The sequence below is a fragment of the Streptomyces sp. NPDC060198 genome (assembly GCF_042728415.1).
GTDB lineage: Bacteria > Actinomycetota > Actinomycetes > Streptomycetales > Streptomycetaceae > Streptomyces.
Map to the genome: position 1 here is coordinate 1 of NZ_JBHWZJ010000164.1, position 15607 is coordinate 15607.

Genomic DNA, 15607 nt, shown 5'->3' on the forward strand with positions numbered 1-15607 from the left:
GCGGCGGGGGCGTGCGGCACGATGGGGCCGCCGTCGACACACCCGTACCGCCTGGAGGAACCCGTGGCCGCCGAGTCCGCCGCCCCCGTCGCCGATGCCGACGCCCGCCCCGAGGGAGCGGTGCTGGCCGCCTTCGAGGAGGCCAAGGGGTTCATGCCGGTCCATGAGGGGCTGGCGCTCTACGCGGCCGCCGCCGACGCCGCGCGGCTCGGGCTGCCGCTCCTGGAGGTCGGCAGTTACTGCGGGCGCTCCACCGTCCTGCTCGCCGACGCGGCCCGTGCCGCGGGGCTGACCGCGCTCACGGTCGACCACCACCGGGGCAGCGAGGAGCAGCAGCCGGGGTGGGAGTACCACGACGCGTCCCTCGTCGACCCCGAGGTGGGCCGGATGGATACGCTGCCCACCTTCCGCCGGACCCTGCACGCGGCCGGCCTCGAGGACCACGTGGTGGCGCTGGTGGGGCGCTCCCCGCAGGTCGCGGCGGTCTGGGGCGGCCGGCTCGGGTTCGTCTTCATCGACGGCGGGCACACCGACGAGCACGCGAGCGGCGACTACGAGGGCTGGGCGCCGCACCTCGCCGAGGGCGGTCTGCTGGTGATCCACGACGTGTTCCCCGATCCGGCGGACGGCGGGCAGGCCCCGTACCGGGTGCATCAACGGGCTCTCGCCTCCGGCGCGTTCACCGAGATCTCGGTGACCGGCTCGCTGCGCGTGCTGCGGCGTACGGGCCAGGGGATCTGAGGGCCGTCGGTACCATCGCCCGCGTGCCGTACACCAGCGTTCCCCCCACCCCGTCCGCCGCACGCCCCGCGGTCCGCCGGCCGGTCCGCGCCGCCGGACTGACCGCGCTCGCCGTCCTCTGCCTGCCCGCCCTCGCCGGGTGCGGCGGTACGGAGGTGAAGGCGCAGCCGCGCGCCGGGGCCCCGGCGACCGCCGCGCCTTCCGGCGGTCCGAAGGCGGCCACGTCCACCCCGGCGGCCGACGGGAGCGCGAAGCCCTCCCCCGAGGGTCCGCTCACGGGCCGCACGGTGGTGATCGACCCCGGTCACAACCCGCACAACCACGAGCACACCCGCGAGATCGCCCGGCAGGTGGACATCGGTACGGGCCACAAGGAGTGCGACACGACCGGGACGTCCACCGACGCCGGTTACGCGGAAGCCCGGTTCACGCTGGACGTGGCCCACCGGATGCGCGACCTGCTGGAGGCCGAGGGCGCGAAGGTGGTCCTGACGTACGACGACGACCGCCCGTACGGCCCGTGCGTGGACGAGCGCGCCCGGATCGGCAACGCGGCGAAGGCCGATGCCGTGGTCTCCGTCCACGCGGACGGTTCGGCCGTGGGCAACCGGGGGTTCCACGTGATCCTGCCCGCACTGGTGCGGGACGGGGCGGCGGACACCTCGCGGATCGTGGCCCCCTCGCGGGACCTGGGGACCCGTATCGCGGGCAGGTTCGCGGCGGCCACCGGGAGCGCGCCGTCCAACTACATCGGTGGCGGAACGGGGTTGGACGTGCGCGACGATCTCGGCGGGCTGAACATGTCCACGGTTGCGAAGGTGTTCATCGAGTGCGGCAACATGCGCGATCCGAAGGACGCCGCTCTGCTGACGAGCGCGAGCTGGCGCCGGCGGGCCGCCGAGGGGATCAGTGACGGCATCGCCCTGTACCTGAAGGGGTAGTTCCGCCCTGCGGCGGGGTAGCTCTGCGGTGATATCGGGGGGATGGCGGCCCGTCCTGCAAGCCGGGGGCCAACCCGCCCGGGCAGACGATAGATTCATCCGTACGATGGGGAGCCGCCCCGGGCTTCTCGGCGCGTCTGCGGGAGAGCCCCTGGCGCAGCGACGACCGTCCCCGACGAGACGACCGACTAAGGACCTTCACGTGAATATCCGATCCCTCACTAGAGGCGACGGCGTGGTGATCGGAGCAGCGGTCGTGCTGTTCATCGCCTCCTTCCTCGACCTCTCCGGTTACGACTGCCCCCGTGGCGTCGACTGCTCGGGCTTCGACAGCGCGAGCGCCTGGGATTCCCTCTCGCTCCTCATGAGCATCTTCCTGGCCGGTGTCATCGGAGCGGCGCTGCTGATCGTGAGCCGCTCGACGCCGGGCCGCAAGATCGTCGGTCTGGACCTCGGGCAGTTCGGCGTGGCCCTGACCGTCTTCGCCCTGTGGACCGCGTTCTGGACGACCATCGACGCCGGTGACGCGGGTGCCGGGCTGATCCTCGGCCTGCTGGCCACCCTGGTGCTGGCCGGTGCGGCGGTCGCCGGACCGCTGGTTCCCGCGCTCAAGGCTCCGCTCTCGTCCGGCCCCCGGCCGGCTCCGGCCACCCCGTCGCCGTACGGCGCACAGCCGCAGGGCCAGGGGTACGGCTACCCGGGCCAGCAGCCCTACGGCTCGCAGGCCGGGGCGCCGCAGCCCGGCCAGCCCCAGCCGTTCGGTGCGCAGTCGGCCCCGCAGGCCGCCCAGGCCCCGCAGTCCGGCGGTGCCGCGCCGGCCGCCGACTTCGCGCCGTTCTGGTTCGCGGTGCCGGTGCCCCGTCCGCTGTACGGCGAGGACGGTTCGTCCGGACAGATCGCCGAACTGGCCCCCGGTACCTGGTACCTGGCGGTCGAGCAGCGCGGCCAGACCCTGATCGCGCAGACGCAGGACGGCCGTCGGGGCGTCCTGCAGGACACCTCGGGCATCCAGCGCGGCTGATCCGCCCGCCCGTACACCACGAAGGCCCCCGACCGCGGGAGTTCAGCGGCCGGGGGCCTTCGCGCTGCGTCAACACGCGGGATGCGCGGACCCGTTCACCCGAAGGACGTGCGTGCGAGCCAGAAGTCCAGCAGTGCCGCCTCGCCGAGCACCTCCAGGCCTTCGGCGCCGGGTGCGATGCGGCGGTTCATGAGCAGCATCAGGTCGGTGAGCGTGCCCCGCACGGTGACGGTGGCCTCGGCGTGGGCGCGCTGCCAGGTGAGGCCGTCCTCATCGAACCCGACGAGCCATCCGACGTCGGGCCGGTCGGTGGCGTGCAGGTGCAGGGAGCGTCCACCGCCGCGCAGTTCGGCTGCCTCGGGGTCGCCGCTCCGCTGGGCGTGCAGGACGATGGAGAGCCACTCGTCGATGGTGTCGGCGGCGACCTCCGGCTCCTGGGTGTACACGGCCCCGGTGGTGAGGGCGGCGTCCGCCAGGTGCACCACGGTCTCGTGGGTCATGCGACGGGCCCAGAAGGCCGCCCGGGCGTCCCCTCCCCAGCTCCAGACGGCTGCGTCCGGACCGGCCTCCCGCAGCGCCGCCACCGTCGCCGCCGCGCCTTCGGTCAGCCATGCGTCGAGGGCGGCCCGGTACTCGGCGCCGTCCGGCGTCCCGTCCGGGCCTCCGAGGTCCGGCCCCCCGAAGCCGGGGACCCGTTCGTCGGCGAGCTCCTCCCTCGCTCCCGTCCGTACCATTTCACCCGCCCACCGGTGGGCCCCGCCGACGTGCACCGCGAGATCGCGCAGGGTCCATTCGGGGCAGGTGGGGACTTTCGCCGCGAGGTCCGCCCCGTCGAGGAGGGACCTCAACAGGTCGTTCTGGCGGATGAGTTCGTCGCAGTAGCGATCGTGGCCGAGTGCGGTCATCCCGGCATCCTAGGTTTCGGCCGGTCGGACGTGCGCGGACCCGGCTCCCCCTCGTCCGGGCCAGGCCGCGATCCCGGACGCGCGCGCTTCTCCCGGTGGTTCTGGCCCGGCCCCGGTGACGCCTGCGGCGTTCGTTCAGCCCGCCAGTTGGGACACCGAGGGCACCTGGTTCGTCACCTGGGCTCCGGCGCTCTTCCCGGCGTCCTTCACGCCGTCGATGATGCCTTCGAGGGTGCCGATGTCGGAGTCCCCCGCCTCGCCCTTGCGGAACTTCGTGGCCAGCTCCTTGAGGGATTCGATGCCCGCGGCGAGCGGGGCGACGGCCTGGGAGAGGAGCGGGTCGGCCTTGGCGTTGTTCGCTGCCGCTTTGAGGCGGTTGTACGCGAACCCGCCCGCGAGGCCCGCCTTGGTGACGGCGAAGGTCCGGCCGTCCGCACCCTTCTTGAACTTGCCCGCGCGGTACGGCTTCACGATCCACTGGTACGCGGCGCCGGCCGCGAGACCCGCGTTGGCGACGAAGCGGGTCTTGGCGAGCCGCTGCTTCTCGGCCGTCGCCGTGGGGGCGACGATCGAGGCGTCGGAGGAGACCATCTGCTTGTCGCTGCCGCTGTCGCAGGCGGTGGCGCCCACGAGCAGGGCGCAGACGAGCAGGAGCACCGCGGGCAGGCGGCGGGGCGGTACGGGACGGGGCACGGCGGGCCCTCCTGACCGGGCGGCGGGGTTCGTCCGGCGGATACCGGCACTCACCGCCAGGCTCGCCCGGGGCGCGGAAGGGCGCCACCGGGTTCGGCCGTCCGGGTTTCAGGCCGGAAACAGCGGCAATCCGGTGTGCATGTCCTACAGACGAGGCTCAGGAAGCAGTACCGCGGGGCGTGCGATCGCCGTCGTCGCGGACGTCATGGCCTTCATCATCATTCTGTGGATCCTGATGTACCTGTTCGACGCCAACAGAGGCAATGAACTGGTGCAGTTCGTCCAGGATTCCGCCCGATGGCTGGCCGGCTGGTCGTACGACCTGTTCACCTTCGACGAGGCGTGGGCGCGGGTGGTCGCCGGATACGGGCTGGCCGCCGCCGTCTACCTCTTCGTCGGTCACGCGGTGGCGGGCCGTCTGCGTCGCAGTTGAGTTCCGGCGGCCCCCGGCCCGGTCAGGAGCAGCAGTCGGGCTCCAGGCCCCTGGGCAGCCGCTCTCCTCCGAAGACGGCGGTGGTCGCCTCGTCCCCCCCGAGTGCGGCCACCGCGAGCAGCAGTGATCCGGCGGTCCAGGTGGTGAGTTCCTCGGGCCAGAAGGCGCGTTCGCCCTCGAAGACGTATCCGGTCCAGTAGAGCCCGCCGGGCTCGCGCAGGTGCTGGATGGACTGGAGGATTTCCAGGGCCCGGTCGGATTCACCCATCACCCAGAGCGCCAGGGCGAGTTCACAGCTCTCACCGCCGGTGACCCAGGGGTTGGGCAGCACGCAGCGCACCCCGAGGCCGGGTACGACGAACTCCTCCCAGCGCTCGTCCATGCGCTTCTGGGCCTCGGCGCCGGTGACCGCTCCGCCGAGGACCGGGTAGTACCAGTCCATCGAGTAGTGGCCCTTGTCGAGGAAGCGCTCCGGGTGCGCGACGATGGCATGGGCCAGCGCCCCGGTCGCCAACTCCCAGTCGGGCTGGGGCTCTTCGCGGCGCTCCGCGAGTGCGAGGGCGCAGCGCAGGGCGTGGTGGACCGAGGAGGAGCCGGTCAGCAGCGCGTCGGTGACGGCGGTGCCGTCCGCTTCGCGCTTCCAGCCGATCTGCCCGCCGGGCTGCTGGAGCCCGAGGACGAACTCGATCGCGGCGAAGACCATCGGCCACATCCGGTCGACGAACGCGTCGTCCCCGGTGGCGAGGTAGTGGTGCCAGACGCCGACGGCCACGTACGCGCAGAAGTTGGACTCCCGGCCGCGGTCGGTCGGCCGCTCCGGGTCGCCGTCGTGGTAGGCGGCGTACCAGGAACCGTCCTGGTTCTGACTGCGGACCAGCCATTCATAAGCACGCTCGGCCGCCTCGTGCTGGCCCGCGGCGTCGAGGGCCATCGCGGCCTCGGTGTGGTCCCACGGGTCCAGGTGATGGCCGCGGAACCAGGGCAGCGCGCCGTCCTCGCACTGCACGGCGAGCAGTGCGGCGACGGTCGCGGATGCCTGATCCGGCGTCAGGACGCCGGGCAGGACGAGGTGTTCGGTCCGTTCGGGGAGGGTCACGCCTCTGCCTTCGGGAGGTGCGGCTTCGTCGCGTACGCCACGAAGCTCTTTCCGACGACCGGGTTGAGCAGCTGCTCGGCGACCCGGGTCACCGCGGGCTTCTTCATGATGTCCCACACCAGCAGCTTGTGGTAGGCGCGGACCGGCAGGGCCTTGTCGTTGTCCACTCCGAAGGCGCATTTGAGCCACCAGTACGGCGAGTGCAGCGCGTGGGCGTGGTGGGTGCCGTACGGCTTCAGTCCGGCTTCGCGGATCTTGCGGAGCAGTTCGTCGGCCTTGTAGATGCGGATGTGGCCGCCCTCGACCTCGTGGTACGCGTCGGAGAGGGACCAGCAGACCTTCTCGGGGCCGTAGCGGGGCACGGTGATCGCGATGCGTCCGCCCGGCTTGAGGACACGGACCATCTCGGCGAGGACGCCCTTGTCGTCGGGGATGTGCTCCATCACCTCGGAGATGATGACGACGTCGAACGAGGCGTCGGGGAAGGGCAGGTTGAGGGCGTCGCCCTCCATGGCGGTGGCGGTCGCGCCGGCCGGGGCCTCCCCCTCGGCCTTCATCGCGGCGAACCACTTGGCGACCTCGCGGATCTCCTCGCCGTTCTGGTCCAGGGCCACGACCTGGGCACCGCGCCGGTAGCACTCGAAGGCGTGGCGGCCGGCGCCGCAGCCGAGATCGAGCACACGGTCGCCTGCGGCGAGCGGGAAGCGGGTGAAGTCGACGGTCAGCACGGGGGCCTGCCTTCGAGGTCGGTGGTACGGGCACGAGCGGGGGCTGGGGCTGAGTCGGCTGAGCCGTGGCGGGGGGTCATCTGCGGACGCCCCGGGCGGCGATGGCCCGGCGGTACAGGTCGGCGGTGCCGGCCGCCGCCCTGGCCCAGGTGAAGTTGGCCAGTACCCGGGCGCGCCCGGCCGCGCCGAGCCGGGCGCGCAGCTCCGGGTCGTCCAGCATCCGGGTGAGGGCGGTGGCGAGCGCGTCGGGGTCACCGGGGGGCACGGCGAGGCAGGTCTCCCCGTCGCGGCCGGTGACTTCGGGGATCGCGCCGCCGGTGGTGGCGACGAGCGGGGTGGAGGTGGCCATCGCCTCGGCGGCGGGCAGCGAGAACCCTTCGTACAGCGAGGGGACGCAGGCGACCTGCGCGCCGCGCACCAGGTCGACGAGTTCGGCGTCGCTGATGCCCTTGACGAACTCGACGGCGTCCGCGAGGCCGAGGCGTTCGATGGCCCGGGCCACGGGGCCGTCCTCGGCGCGCTTGCCGACGACGACGAGGTGGGCGTCGGGGTGGCCGGCCCGGACCTTGCCGAGCGCTTCCACGAGGTGGACGAGCCCCTTGAGCGGGACGTCGGCGCTGGAGGTGGTGACGATCCGGCCGGGCACCTCGCGGACCGACGGGTCGGGCGACCAGAGGTCGGTGTCGGCGCCGATGTGGACGACGTCGACGCGGTCGGGGCGCACCCCGAGGTCGTCGACGATCTCCTGACGGGACGAGCCCGAGACGGTGAGGACGTGCGGCATCCGGCGGGCGACGCGCTTCTGCATGCGGGTGAAGCCGTACCAGCGGCGTACGGAGAGGGCGCGCAGGCGGGTCGGCGCGGCGGCCAGGTCGAGCCGGCGGTCGACGGTGATGGGGTGGTGGATGGTGGTGACGAGCGGGGCGCCGAGGTCGCCGAGCAGGCCGTAGCCGAGCGTCTGGTTGTCGTGGACCACGTCGAACTCGCCACGCCGGGAACGCAGATGGCGTCCGGCCCGCAGCGAGAAGGTGAGCGGCTCGGGGAATCCGCCGGTCCACATGGTGGCGACCTCCGCGAGGTCGATCCAGTCGCGGTATTCGCCCCGCCCGGGCGTCCGGAACGGGTCGGGCTGCCGGTAGAGGTCGAGGCTGGGCAGTTCGGTGAGCGGGACGCCCTCGTCGAGCACCGGGTAGGGCTGCGCGCCGATCACCTCGACGCTGTGGCCCAGGCGCGCCAGTTCCCGGCCGAGGTGGCGCACGTAGACGCCCTGGCCGCCGCAGAACGGGTTGCCCTTGTACGTGAGGAGGGCGATCCGCAGCGGGCGGTCGTCCGGCCCGGCGGTGGCGCCGTGTCCCGCGCCGGGGTCCGTCCTCATGGCCTCAGCGGTCACTCGCGGCCCCCTTCGTCACTGCGTTTCGCCGGAGCGTAACCGCTGCCGATAATCTGGAACAAGTTTCAGACCGGCCCGTCCAATGAGGATCGAATCTACCGGCAGGTAGCGTCGACGCGACGACCGGATCAGGTGATTCGCGCCACGGCACGGAGGGGAAGAGGGTGCCCATGACCGCTGACGCCCGGCCGCCGGCACTCCCCCTCACCGCGGGCCAGCGGGCCCGCCGCGCCCGCATCCTGGACGCCACCGCGGAACTCGCCGGGCGGGGCGGCTTCGAGGCCGTCCAGATGCGGGAGGTCGCGGAAGCCGCCGGAGTCGCCCTCGGCACCCTCTACCGCTATTTCCCGTCCAAGGTGCACCTGCTGGTCGCCACCCTCCACGACCGGCTGCGGCTACTCCGCACCACGCTGGCCGACCACCCGCCGGCCGGGCACACCCCCGGCGAGCGGGCCGCCACGACCCTGCTGCGCGCCTTCGGGGCGCTGCGCCGCGAACCGGAGCTGGCGGACGCCATGCTGCGGGCCTGGACGTTCGCCGACCGGAGCGTGGGCGCCGAGACGGACGCGGTCTCCCGGCTGGTCCGGGAGATCGTCCTGGACGCGGCGGGACTGACGGACCCGGACGCCGGACAGCTGTCGGCGGTGCGGGTGGTCGAACACACCTGGCACTGCACCCTCGCTTCCTGGCTCTCCGGCCGCGCCCCGGCGGGGCAGGTGCGCACCGACATCGAGACGGTCTGCCGACTGCTCGACCCGTGACCTGCGGGCCCTCCGGGCGACCGGCCTCGGGGCCGGCCTCGGCTCCCCCGGTAGAGTGAACCCGTCGTTCATCACGCCCGTACGGGGGAATCCGGACCGAACCGGTACCGCATCCCCCGCCCGGCCCCGGTCCTCACCGGGCCGTAGCCGTCCGTGAACCGCCCGCGCCGCGGGCGGGGTCCGGTGCGCGGGCAGGAACGGCCGATGCCGCCGGGACGTCCGGTGGCCCGCATCCGTCGCCACAGACGGAGCCGAGCCCGGCACGGACACGTGCCCGCGCCCGGCCCCCGCAGGAGAGGCCCTCGCCAGTCATGACCGTACGCCGCAGCGCAGCCGCGCTCGCGTCCACCGCCGTGCTCCTGGCGTTCGCCGCCCCGGCGGCGCTGGCGGACTCCTCCAGTCCGTCGCCCTCCGCCTCCCCCACCGTGCCCTCCGACCCGCACGCCGGGCTGTACGGCACCTCGGACCCGACGTACGACGGTGTCTGGCGCCAGTCGCTGGCCTTCCTGGCCCAGAAGATCGAGTACGTCACCCCGTCCGTGGAGGCGGTGAACTGGCTGAAGCTCCAGCAGTGCGACAGCGGTGCCTTCGCCTCGTACCGCGACTTCCGCGAGCCGTGCGACGCCAAGACGATGACGGACACCAACGCCACCGCCGCCGCCGTGCAGGCGCTCGCCGAGCTGACGGGCGAGAAGGCGGCCGTGGAGAACGGCATCGACTGGCTGGCGTCCGTGCAGAACGACGACGGCGGCTGGGGTTACTCCGCCGGCAGCCCGAGCGACGCGAACTCGACCGCGATAGTCGCCGGTGCCTTCGCCCGCGCGGGCAAGAAGCTGGCCGACGTGACCTCGGCGGCCGGACACACCCCGTACGACCTGCTGCGCGGCCTCGCGCTGCCCTGCGGCGACGAGGACGGCGGCGCGTTCGCCTACCAGCCGGACAAGAAGGGCGCGCTGGCCGCCAACGCGGACGCCACGGCGGCGGCGGTGCTCGGCACCATGGGCAAGGGTCTGGCGGCCGGCAGCTCCAACGCCGGCAAGGCCCCCGTCTGCACCACCGGCACCGGCCTCACCACCGAGCAGGTCGCCCAGAACGGCGCGCACTGGCTGACCACCGCTCTCGCCGCCTCCGGTCACCTCGACCAGGCGCCCATGCCGGGAGCCGAGACGACCGACCCGCAGCCCGACTTCGGCAACACCGCCGACGCCGTCGTGGCGCTCGCCGCCTCCGGCCACCGCGACAAGGCCGCCTCCGCCGTGGCCTGGCTGGAGAAGAACTCCGGCGCCTGGGCGAAGCAGTCCGGCCCCGCCGCGTACGCGCAGCTGGTCCTCGCGGCGCACGCGACCGGCACCGACGCCCGCGACTTCGGCGGCACCGACCTCGTCGCCCGGCTCAACGCCACCGGCCCGACGCCCGCCGCGACCGCCGTCCCCTCGCCCACTCCGACCCCCGCCTCCGCCTCCGCCGCCGCCACCGACGACGACTCCGGGGTCAGTGTGTGGTGGCTGGTGGGCATCGGCCTGGCCTTCGGCGCCGGTATCGGCTTCCTGCTCAGCAACCGGCGCAAGGACAAGGGCGGCCGGTGACCGCCCCCGGGCTCCTGAGCCGGCCGCCGCGACGAAGCCGCGTCCGCCGTGCGGTGGCGCTCGCCCTGCTGACCGCGCTCGCGGCGGCCGTGTCGCTCTGCGTCACGGGCACCGCGCAGGCCGCCGGGTACCGCTACTGGTCCTTCTGGGAGGGCGACGGGACGCGGTGGACGTACGCCACCCAGGGGCCGTCCCTCGTCCGCCCCGACGACGGGGCGGTCCAGGGCTTCCGGTTCGCGGTGAGCGAGGACTCCGGCGACGCGGCCCAGCCGCGCCGCGCCCCCGACTTCGCCGCCGTCTGCGGGAGCACCCCCGCGAAGGACGGCAGCAAGCGCGTGGCCCTGGTCATCGACCCCGGTACGGCGGCTGACGCCCCCGCCGGGGAGCAGCCGCCCGCGCCGCGCACCGCCTGCGCCCGGGTCGCCCCGGACGCGAGCACCGCCGAGGCGCTGGCCTCGGTCGCGAAGCCGCTGCGGTACGACAGCGCGGCGCTGCTCTGCGCCATCTCCGGCTATCCGGAGAGCGGCTGCGGCGAGCAGATCGCGGGCGACACGTCATCGGCGCCCACCGGGACGGCGACCTCCGCGAGTTCTCCGGCGACTTCGGCCGGCGGGTCGGCGGACGGTGACGGTGGTGGTCCGTCCGTCGGCGTGCTCGCCGGGATCGGTGCCGTCGTGGTCCTCGGCGCCGGCGCCGTCTTCCAGGCCCGCCGCCGGCGATGAGCCGCCTTCCCGCCGCCACGGGACGCCTGCGCGGGCTGCGCGCGCCCGGGGCGCACCGGAGCAACGCGCTGCCCGCCGGCGCGTGGTGGCTGTGGGCGCTGGGTCTGGCGACCGCCGCGTCCCGCACCACCAACCCGCTGCTGCTCGGGCTGCTGGTGGCGGTGGCGGGTTACGTGGTGGCCGCACGGCGTACGGACGCGCCGTGGGCCCGTTCGTACGGTGCGTTCGTCAAGCTGGGTCTGTTCGTCGTCGGGGTGCGGCTGCTGTTCTCGGCGTTCCTGGGGTCGTCGATCCCGGGCACGCACACCCTCTTGACGCTCCCCGAGGTGCCGCTGCCCGGTTGGGCCGAGGGCGTCCGGATCGGCGGCCGGGTGACCGGGGAGCAGATGCTCTTCTCGCTGTACGACGGGGCACGGATGGCCGCCCTGCTGATCTGTGTCGGCGCGGCCAACTCCCTCGCCAGTCCCGCCCGGTTGCTGAAGTCGCTGCCGGGCGCGCTGTACGAGGCGGGGGTCGCGGTCGTCGTCGCCATGACGTTCGCGCCGAACATGGTCGCGGACGTGGCGCGGCTGCGCACCGCCCGGCGGCTGCGGGGCCGCCCCACCGGCGGCGTCCGGGCGGTCGCCCAGATCGGTCTGCCGGTGCTGGAGGGCGCGCTGGAACGCTCGGTGGCGGTGGCCGCCTCGATGGACGCGCGCGGCTACGGACGGACCGCCCGGGTGCCCGCCCGCGTCCGGCACACCACGAACGTCCTCACCCTCGGCGGTCTGCTGGGGGTGTGCGCCGGTACGTACGGGCTGCTCGCCGCGGAGGGCGCGGTCTACGGACTGCCGCTGCTGCTGGCGGGCCTCGTCGCGGCGATGACCGGGCTGCGTCTCGGCGGGCGGCGCTCGGTGCGCACCCGGTACCGGCCCGACCGCTGGGACGCGCGGGCCTGGCTGGTGGCGGGGTCGGGCGTGCTGGTGGCCGCGGTGATGATCCGGGCGGGTTCGGTGGACCCGGCGGCGCTGCGGCCCGGCGTCGTCCCGCCGGCCCCGCCGGTGCTGCCGCTGTGGCCCGCCGCGGGCATCCTGATCGGGCTGCTGCCCGCGTTCGCCGCCCCCGTGCCGCCGCGTCCGGCTGCCGTGCCGCCGTATCCGAAGGAGGACCAGTGATCCGGTTCGAGCAGGTCTCCCTGCGGTACGAGGGCGCGGCCGGACCCACCCTGTCGGGCGTCGATCTGACCGTGCCCGAAGGGGAGCTGGTGCTGCTGGTCGGCCCTTCCGGGGTCGGCAAGTCGACGCTGCTCGGCGCGGTCCCGGGGTTGGTGCCGCACTTCACCGGCGGAACGCTGAGCGGCCGGGTGACGGTCGGCGGGCGGGACACACGCACCCACAAGCCGCGTGAACTCGCCGATCTGGTGGGCACGGTGGGCCAGGACCCGTCCGCGCACTTCGTGACCGACACCGTGGAGGACGAACTCGCCTACGGCATGGAGTCGTTGGGGCTCGCCCCGGACGTGATGCGCCGCCGGGTGGAGGAGACCCTCGATCTGCTGGGGCTCGCGGAGCTGCGGGAGAGGCCGATCGCCACGCTCTCCGGCGGCCAGCGGCAGCGGGTCGCGATCGGTTCGGTGCTGACCCCGCACCCGAAGGTGCTGGTGCTCGACGAACCGACCTCGGCGCTGGACCCGGCGGCGGCCGAGGAGGTCCTCGCGGTGCTCCAGCGCCTCGTGCACGACCTGGGCACGACCGTGCTGATGGCCGAGCACCGGCTGGAGCGCGTGGTGCAGTACGCGGACCGGGTCGTGCTGCTGCCCGCGCCCGGTGCCGCGCCGATCGTCGGCGCACCGGCACAGGTCATGGCCGTCTCGCCGGTCCGGCCGCCCGTCGCCGAACTGGGGCTGCTGGCGGGCTGGGACCCGCTGCCGCTCTCCGTACGCGACGCGAGGCGGCGGGCGGACGGACTGCGGGAGCGGCTGGCCGACCGGTCGCCCGCAGGTCCGGCGCCGTCGTCCGTACGGCCTGCGGACCTCGCGCCCGGCGCGGACGGCGCGCACGCTCCCGCTTCATGGAATCCCGCTCCGGCGCCCGCGCCGCGTACCGGTCTCTTCGGACTCCGGCGTGCGCGCCGGGCACGTGCCACCGGCCCCGCGGCCGTTCCCGGCCCCGCGGAGCCCCTGGCCCGGACCGAGGGACTCGGGGTGCGGCGCGGCCGGGTGGAGGCGCTGCGCGCGGTGACCCTGGACGTCCGGGCCGGCGAGACCGTGGCCCTGATGGGCCGCAACGGCGCCGGGAAGTCCACCCTGCTCGGGGCGCTCGTCGGCATGGTCCCGCCCACCGCCGGGCGGGTCCGGGTGGGCGGCCTGGAGCCGTCCCGTACGGACCCGCGCACGATGGTGCGCCGGGTCGGGCTGGTGCCGCAGGAGCCCCGCGACCTGCTGTACGCGGAGACGGTCGCCGCCGAGTGCGCGGCGGCCGACGCCGACGCGGGCGCTCCGGCGGGCAGCTGCCGGGCCCTCGTCTCCCGTCTGCTGCCCGGAGTGCCGGACGGCACCCACCCCCGCGACCTCTCCGAGGGCCAGCGGCTGACCCTGGCACTGGCCCTCGTCCTCACCGCGCGACCGCCGCTGATCCTGCTGGACGAGCCGACCCGGGGTCTCGACTACGCGGCCAAGTCCCGGCTTGTCGGGGTGCTCCGCTCGCTGGCGGCCGAGGGGCACGCGATCGTCCTGGCCACCCACGACGTGGAGCTGGCGGCGGAACTCGCGGACCGGGTGGTGATCCTGGCCGGCGGGGAGGTCGTCGCGGACGGCCCGACCCGGCAGGTCGTGGTCTCCTCCCCCGCGTACGCCCCGCAGACGGCGAAGATCCTCGCCCCGCAGGAGTGGCTCACCGTGAGCCAGGTCCGCACGGCGCTGGAGGCAGGCGCATGACCGGCATCACGCTCCCGGACGGCGAGAAGGCCGAGCAGGTCCGCCCGGCCCGTGCGGTCCGGCTGGGGCCGCGTTCGGTCGTGGCGCTGGTGCTGGTGAGCGCGGTGGGGGTGGCGGCCTTCGGCTGGCCGCTGCTCGCCGGGCCCTCGTTCGGCACCGCCCATGCGGCGGACGCGCCCTGGCTGTTCGGCGCACTGCTGCCGCTGCTGGTGGCGGTGGCCGTGGCGACGATCGCGGACGCCGGCCTTGACGCGAAGGCGGTCGCGATGCTCGGGGTGCTCGCGGCGGTCGGCGCCGCCCTGCGCCCGCTGGGCGCGGGGACGGCCGGGCTGGAACCGATGTTCTTCCTGATGGTGCTCAGCGGGCGGGTGCTCGGGCCCGGCTTCGGCTTCGTGCTGGGCGCGGTGACGATGTTCGCGTCGGCGCTGCTCACCGGCGGGGTGGGGCCGTGGATGCCGTTCCAGATGCTGTCGATGGCCTGGTTCACCATGGGCGCGGGGCTCCTGCCGGGGCCGGAGCGGCTGCGCGGCAGGGCGGAGACCGCTCTGCTCGCGGCGTACGGCGCGCTGGCCTCGCTGCTCTACGGCACGGTGATGAACCTCTACGGCTGGACGATCGTGCCCGGCCTCGGCTCGGGCATCTCCTTCGTGGCGGGCGACCCGGTGCACGAGAACCTGGTCCGCTTCCTGGCGTACTGCCTGACCACCTCGCTCGGCTGGGACCTGGGCCGGGCGGCCCTGACCGTGGTGCTGACGCTCGCCGTGGGGCCGGTGCTCCTGCGGGCACTCCGCCGCGCGACACGGCGTGCCTCCTTCGAGGCCCGGGTCACATTCGAGGGTCCCGGCGGAGTGAGGACAGCCACAGGTACTTGGTCCTCCCCCAAGCCGGATAGTAGAGACGCCGAGGTCTGAACCCGCCCCCGCACGACCCCTTCGACCTGGCTCGACTCCCGTATGTCCGGGTTCGGGACCTAGGGCCCGGAGTCCGAGTGCGGGTCGTACGGGGGGCCTGCGGGGGGTCATTGCATCCGCCGGACGGCGGGGCTAACCATGGTTCTCGTCGCCGAACACCTCGGTGGCCCGCTCGACCGTCATCAGGTCACCAGGGCCCAGGTGGGGACGCCCGGATCACTCACAGAACCGGCCCGCGACGCCACCTGCCCCCGACGTTAGGTTTCTACGTGTCGTTCGCCAGTCGTTTCCTCGCCCAGCCCCGTATCGCAGGCCGCAAGACCGTCCTCGCCGGTGCCGCCGTACTCCTCGGTGGCAGTGGTCTGGCCCTCGGCGCCGGTACGGCGTCCGCCGCCACGCCCACCGCGACGACCGCAGCGTCCTCCGCGCAGGCCACGGCGAAGCAGATGATCGGTGACAGCGCCCAGTTCCAGTGCTTCAGCAACATCGTCTCGCACGAGAGCGGCTGGAACCCGAGCGCCACCAACGCTTCCTCCGGCGCGTACGGCCTGGTCCAGGCCCTGCCCGCCTCCAAGATGTCCTCCGCCGGTTCCGACTGGCAGACCAACCCCGCCACGCAGATCAAGTGGGGTCTGAACTACATGAACGAGCGCTACGGCAGCCCGTGCGGCGCCTGGGACTTCTGGCAGGCCAACAGCTGGTACTGAGCCGGCCCGCCCAGCAGCCCGCGTGACGAAGCCCGGGCCGGGACCTCTTTCACCGAGG

Annotated in this window: 16 protein-coding genes; 11 read left to right on the forward strand and 5 right to left on the reverse strand. The window is 74.1% G+C overall.

Annotated elements, in window-relative coordinates:
* Nucleotides 1-153: 153 nt before the first annotated feature.
* The 3 genes from ACFWEP_RS20250 to ACFWEP_RS20260 all read left to right on the forward strand — a co-directional run bounded on the left by ACFWEP_RS20250 (nt 154) and on the right by ACFWEP_RS20260 (nt 2703).
* Nucleotides 154-741 carry a class I SAM-dependent methyltransferase gene (locus ACFWEP_RS20250; RefSeq protein ID WP_387371680.1) on the forward strand — a complete coding sequence of 196 codons (588 nt, stop codon included), beginning with the start codon at nt 154-156 and terminating at the stop codon, nt 739-741.
* A gap of 23 nt (nt 742-764) precedes the next feature.
* Entirely contained in the window at nt 765-1682 is a 918-nt protein-coding gene (locus tag ACFWEP_RS20255; RefSeq protein ID WP_387371666.1) for an N-acetylmuramoyl-L-alanine amidase, read from the forward strand.
* 202 nt (nt 1683-1884) lie between these two features.
* Nucleotides 1885-2703 (forward strand): hypothetical protein, encoded by an 819-nt coding sequence (locus ACFWEP_RS20260; RefSeq protein ID WP_387371667.1) that lies wholly within the window; start codon nt 1885-1887, stop codon nt 2701-2703.
* A gap of 95 nt (nt 2704-2798) precedes the next feature.
* Here the strand turns inward: ACFWEP_RS20260 and ACFWEP_RS20265 are convergent, their stop codons facing one another.
* Both ACFWEP_RS20265 and ACFWEP_RS20270 read right to left on the reverse strand, forming a co-directional pair.
* Nucleotides 2799-3608, reverse strand: a complete 810-nt coding sequence (locus tag ACFWEP_RS20265; RefSeq protein WP_387371668.1) for a maleylpyruvate isomerase family mycothiol-dependent enzyme — start codon at nt 3606-3608, stop codon at nt 2799-2801.
* Between the two features lie 135 nt (nt 3609-3743).
* Nucleotides 3744-4301 carry a hypothetical protein gene (locus ACFWEP_RS20270; RefSeq protein ID WP_387371669.1) on the reverse strand — a complete coding sequence of 186 codons (558 nt, stop codon included), beginning with the start codon at nt 4299-4301 and terminating at the stop codon, nt 3744-3746.
* 139 nt (nt 4302-4440) lie between these two features.
* Between ACFWEP_RS20270 and ACFWEP_RS20275 the strand changes: the two genes are divergently transcribed.
* On the forward strand, nt 4441-4734 hold the full coding sequence (locus tag ACFWEP_RS20275) for a hypothetical protein (RefSeq protein ID WP_387371670.1): 294 nt from the start codon (nt 4441-4443) through the stop codon (nt 4732-4734).
* Nucleotides 4735-4756: 22 nt separating this feature from the next.
* Here ACFWEP_RS20275 and ACFWEP_RS20280 read toward each other — a convergent pair whose 3' ends face one another.
* The 3 genes from ACFWEP_RS20280 to ACFWEP_RS20290 form a co-directional block, all read right to left on the reverse strand.
* Complete coding sequence (locus ACFWEP_RS20280) at nt 4757-5830, reverse strand: prenyltransferase (protein WP_387371671.1); 1074 nt, start codon at nt 5828-5830, stop codon at nt 4757-4759.
* On the reverse strand, nt 5827-6558 hold the full coding sequence (locus ACFWEP_RS20285; RefSeq protein ID WP_328722008.1) for a class I SAM-dependent methyltransferase: 732 nt from the start codon (nt 6556-6558) through the stop codon (nt 5827-5829). Before ACFWEP_RS20285 ends, ACFWEP_RS20280 begins: the two co-directional genes overlap by 4 nt.
* Before the next feature lie 76 nt (nt 6559-6634).
* Complete coding sequence (locus ACFWEP_RS20290; RefSeq protein WP_387371672.1) at nt 6635-7948, reverse strand: glycosyltransferase family 4 protein; 1314 nt, start codon at nt 7946-7948, stop codon at nt 6635-6637.
* A gap of 170 nt (nt 7949-8118) precedes the next feature.
* Here ACFWEP_RS20290 and ACFWEP_RS20295 point away from each other — a divergent pair, with 170 nt between their 5' ends.
* The 7 genes from ACFWEP_RS20295 (at nt 8119) to ACFWEP_RS20325 (ending at nt 15549) form a co-directional block, all read left to right on the forward strand.
* Nucleotides 8119-8709: a TetR family transcriptional regulator gene (locus ACFWEP_RS20295; protein WP_387371673.1), complete on the forward strand. Its 591-nt coding sequence runs from the start codon at nt 8119-8121 to the stop codon at nt 8707-8709.
* 311 nt (nt 8710-9020) lie between these two features.
* On the forward strand, nt 9021-10295 hold the full coding sequence (locus ACFWEP_RS20300; protein WP_387371674.1) for a prenyltransferase/squalene oxidase repeat-containing protein: 1275 nt from the start codon (nt 9021-9023) through the stop codon (nt 10293-10295).
* Nucleotides 10292-11017, forward strand: coding sequence for an SCO2322 family protein (locus tag ACFWEP_RS20305; protein ID WP_387371675.1), 726 nt, complete (start codon nt 10292-10294; stop codon nt 11015-11017). Before ACFWEP_RS20300 ends, ACFWEP_RS20305 begins: the two co-directional genes overlap by 4 nt.
* A complete protein-coding gene (locus ACFWEP_RS20310; protein WP_387371676.1) occupies nt 11014-12171 on the forward strand; it encodes an energy-coupling factor transporter transmembrane protein EcfT in 1158 nt (385 codons plus the stop codon). The genes ACFWEP_RS20305 and ACFWEP_RS20310 overlap by 4 nt, the downstream gene beginning before the upstream one ends.
* Nucleotides 12168-13931 carry an ABC transporter ATP-binding protein gene (locus ACFWEP_RS20315; protein WP_387371677.1) on the forward strand — a complete coding sequence of 588 codons (1764 nt, stop codon included), beginning with the start codon at nt 12168-12170 and terminating at the stop codon, nt 13929-13931. The genes ACFWEP_RS20310 and ACFWEP_RS20315 overlap by 4 nt, the downstream gene beginning before the upstream one ends.
* Nucleotides 13928-14842 carry an ECF transporter S component gene (locus tag ACFWEP_RS20320; protein WP_387371678.1) on the forward strand — a complete coding sequence of 305 codons (915 nt, stop codon included), beginning with the start codon at nt 13928-13930 and terminating at the stop codon, nt 14840-14842. Before ACFWEP_RS20315 ends, ACFWEP_RS20320 begins: the two co-directional genes overlap by 4 nt.
* A 269-nt stretch (nt 14843-15111) precedes the next feature.
* On the forward strand, nt 15112-15549 hold the full coding sequence (locus ACFWEP_RS20325; RefSeq protein WP_387371679.1) for a transglycosylase SLT domain-containing protein: 438 nt from the start codon (nt 15112-15114) through the stop codon (nt 15547-15549).
* Nucleotides 15550-15607: the final 58 nt, after the last annotated feature.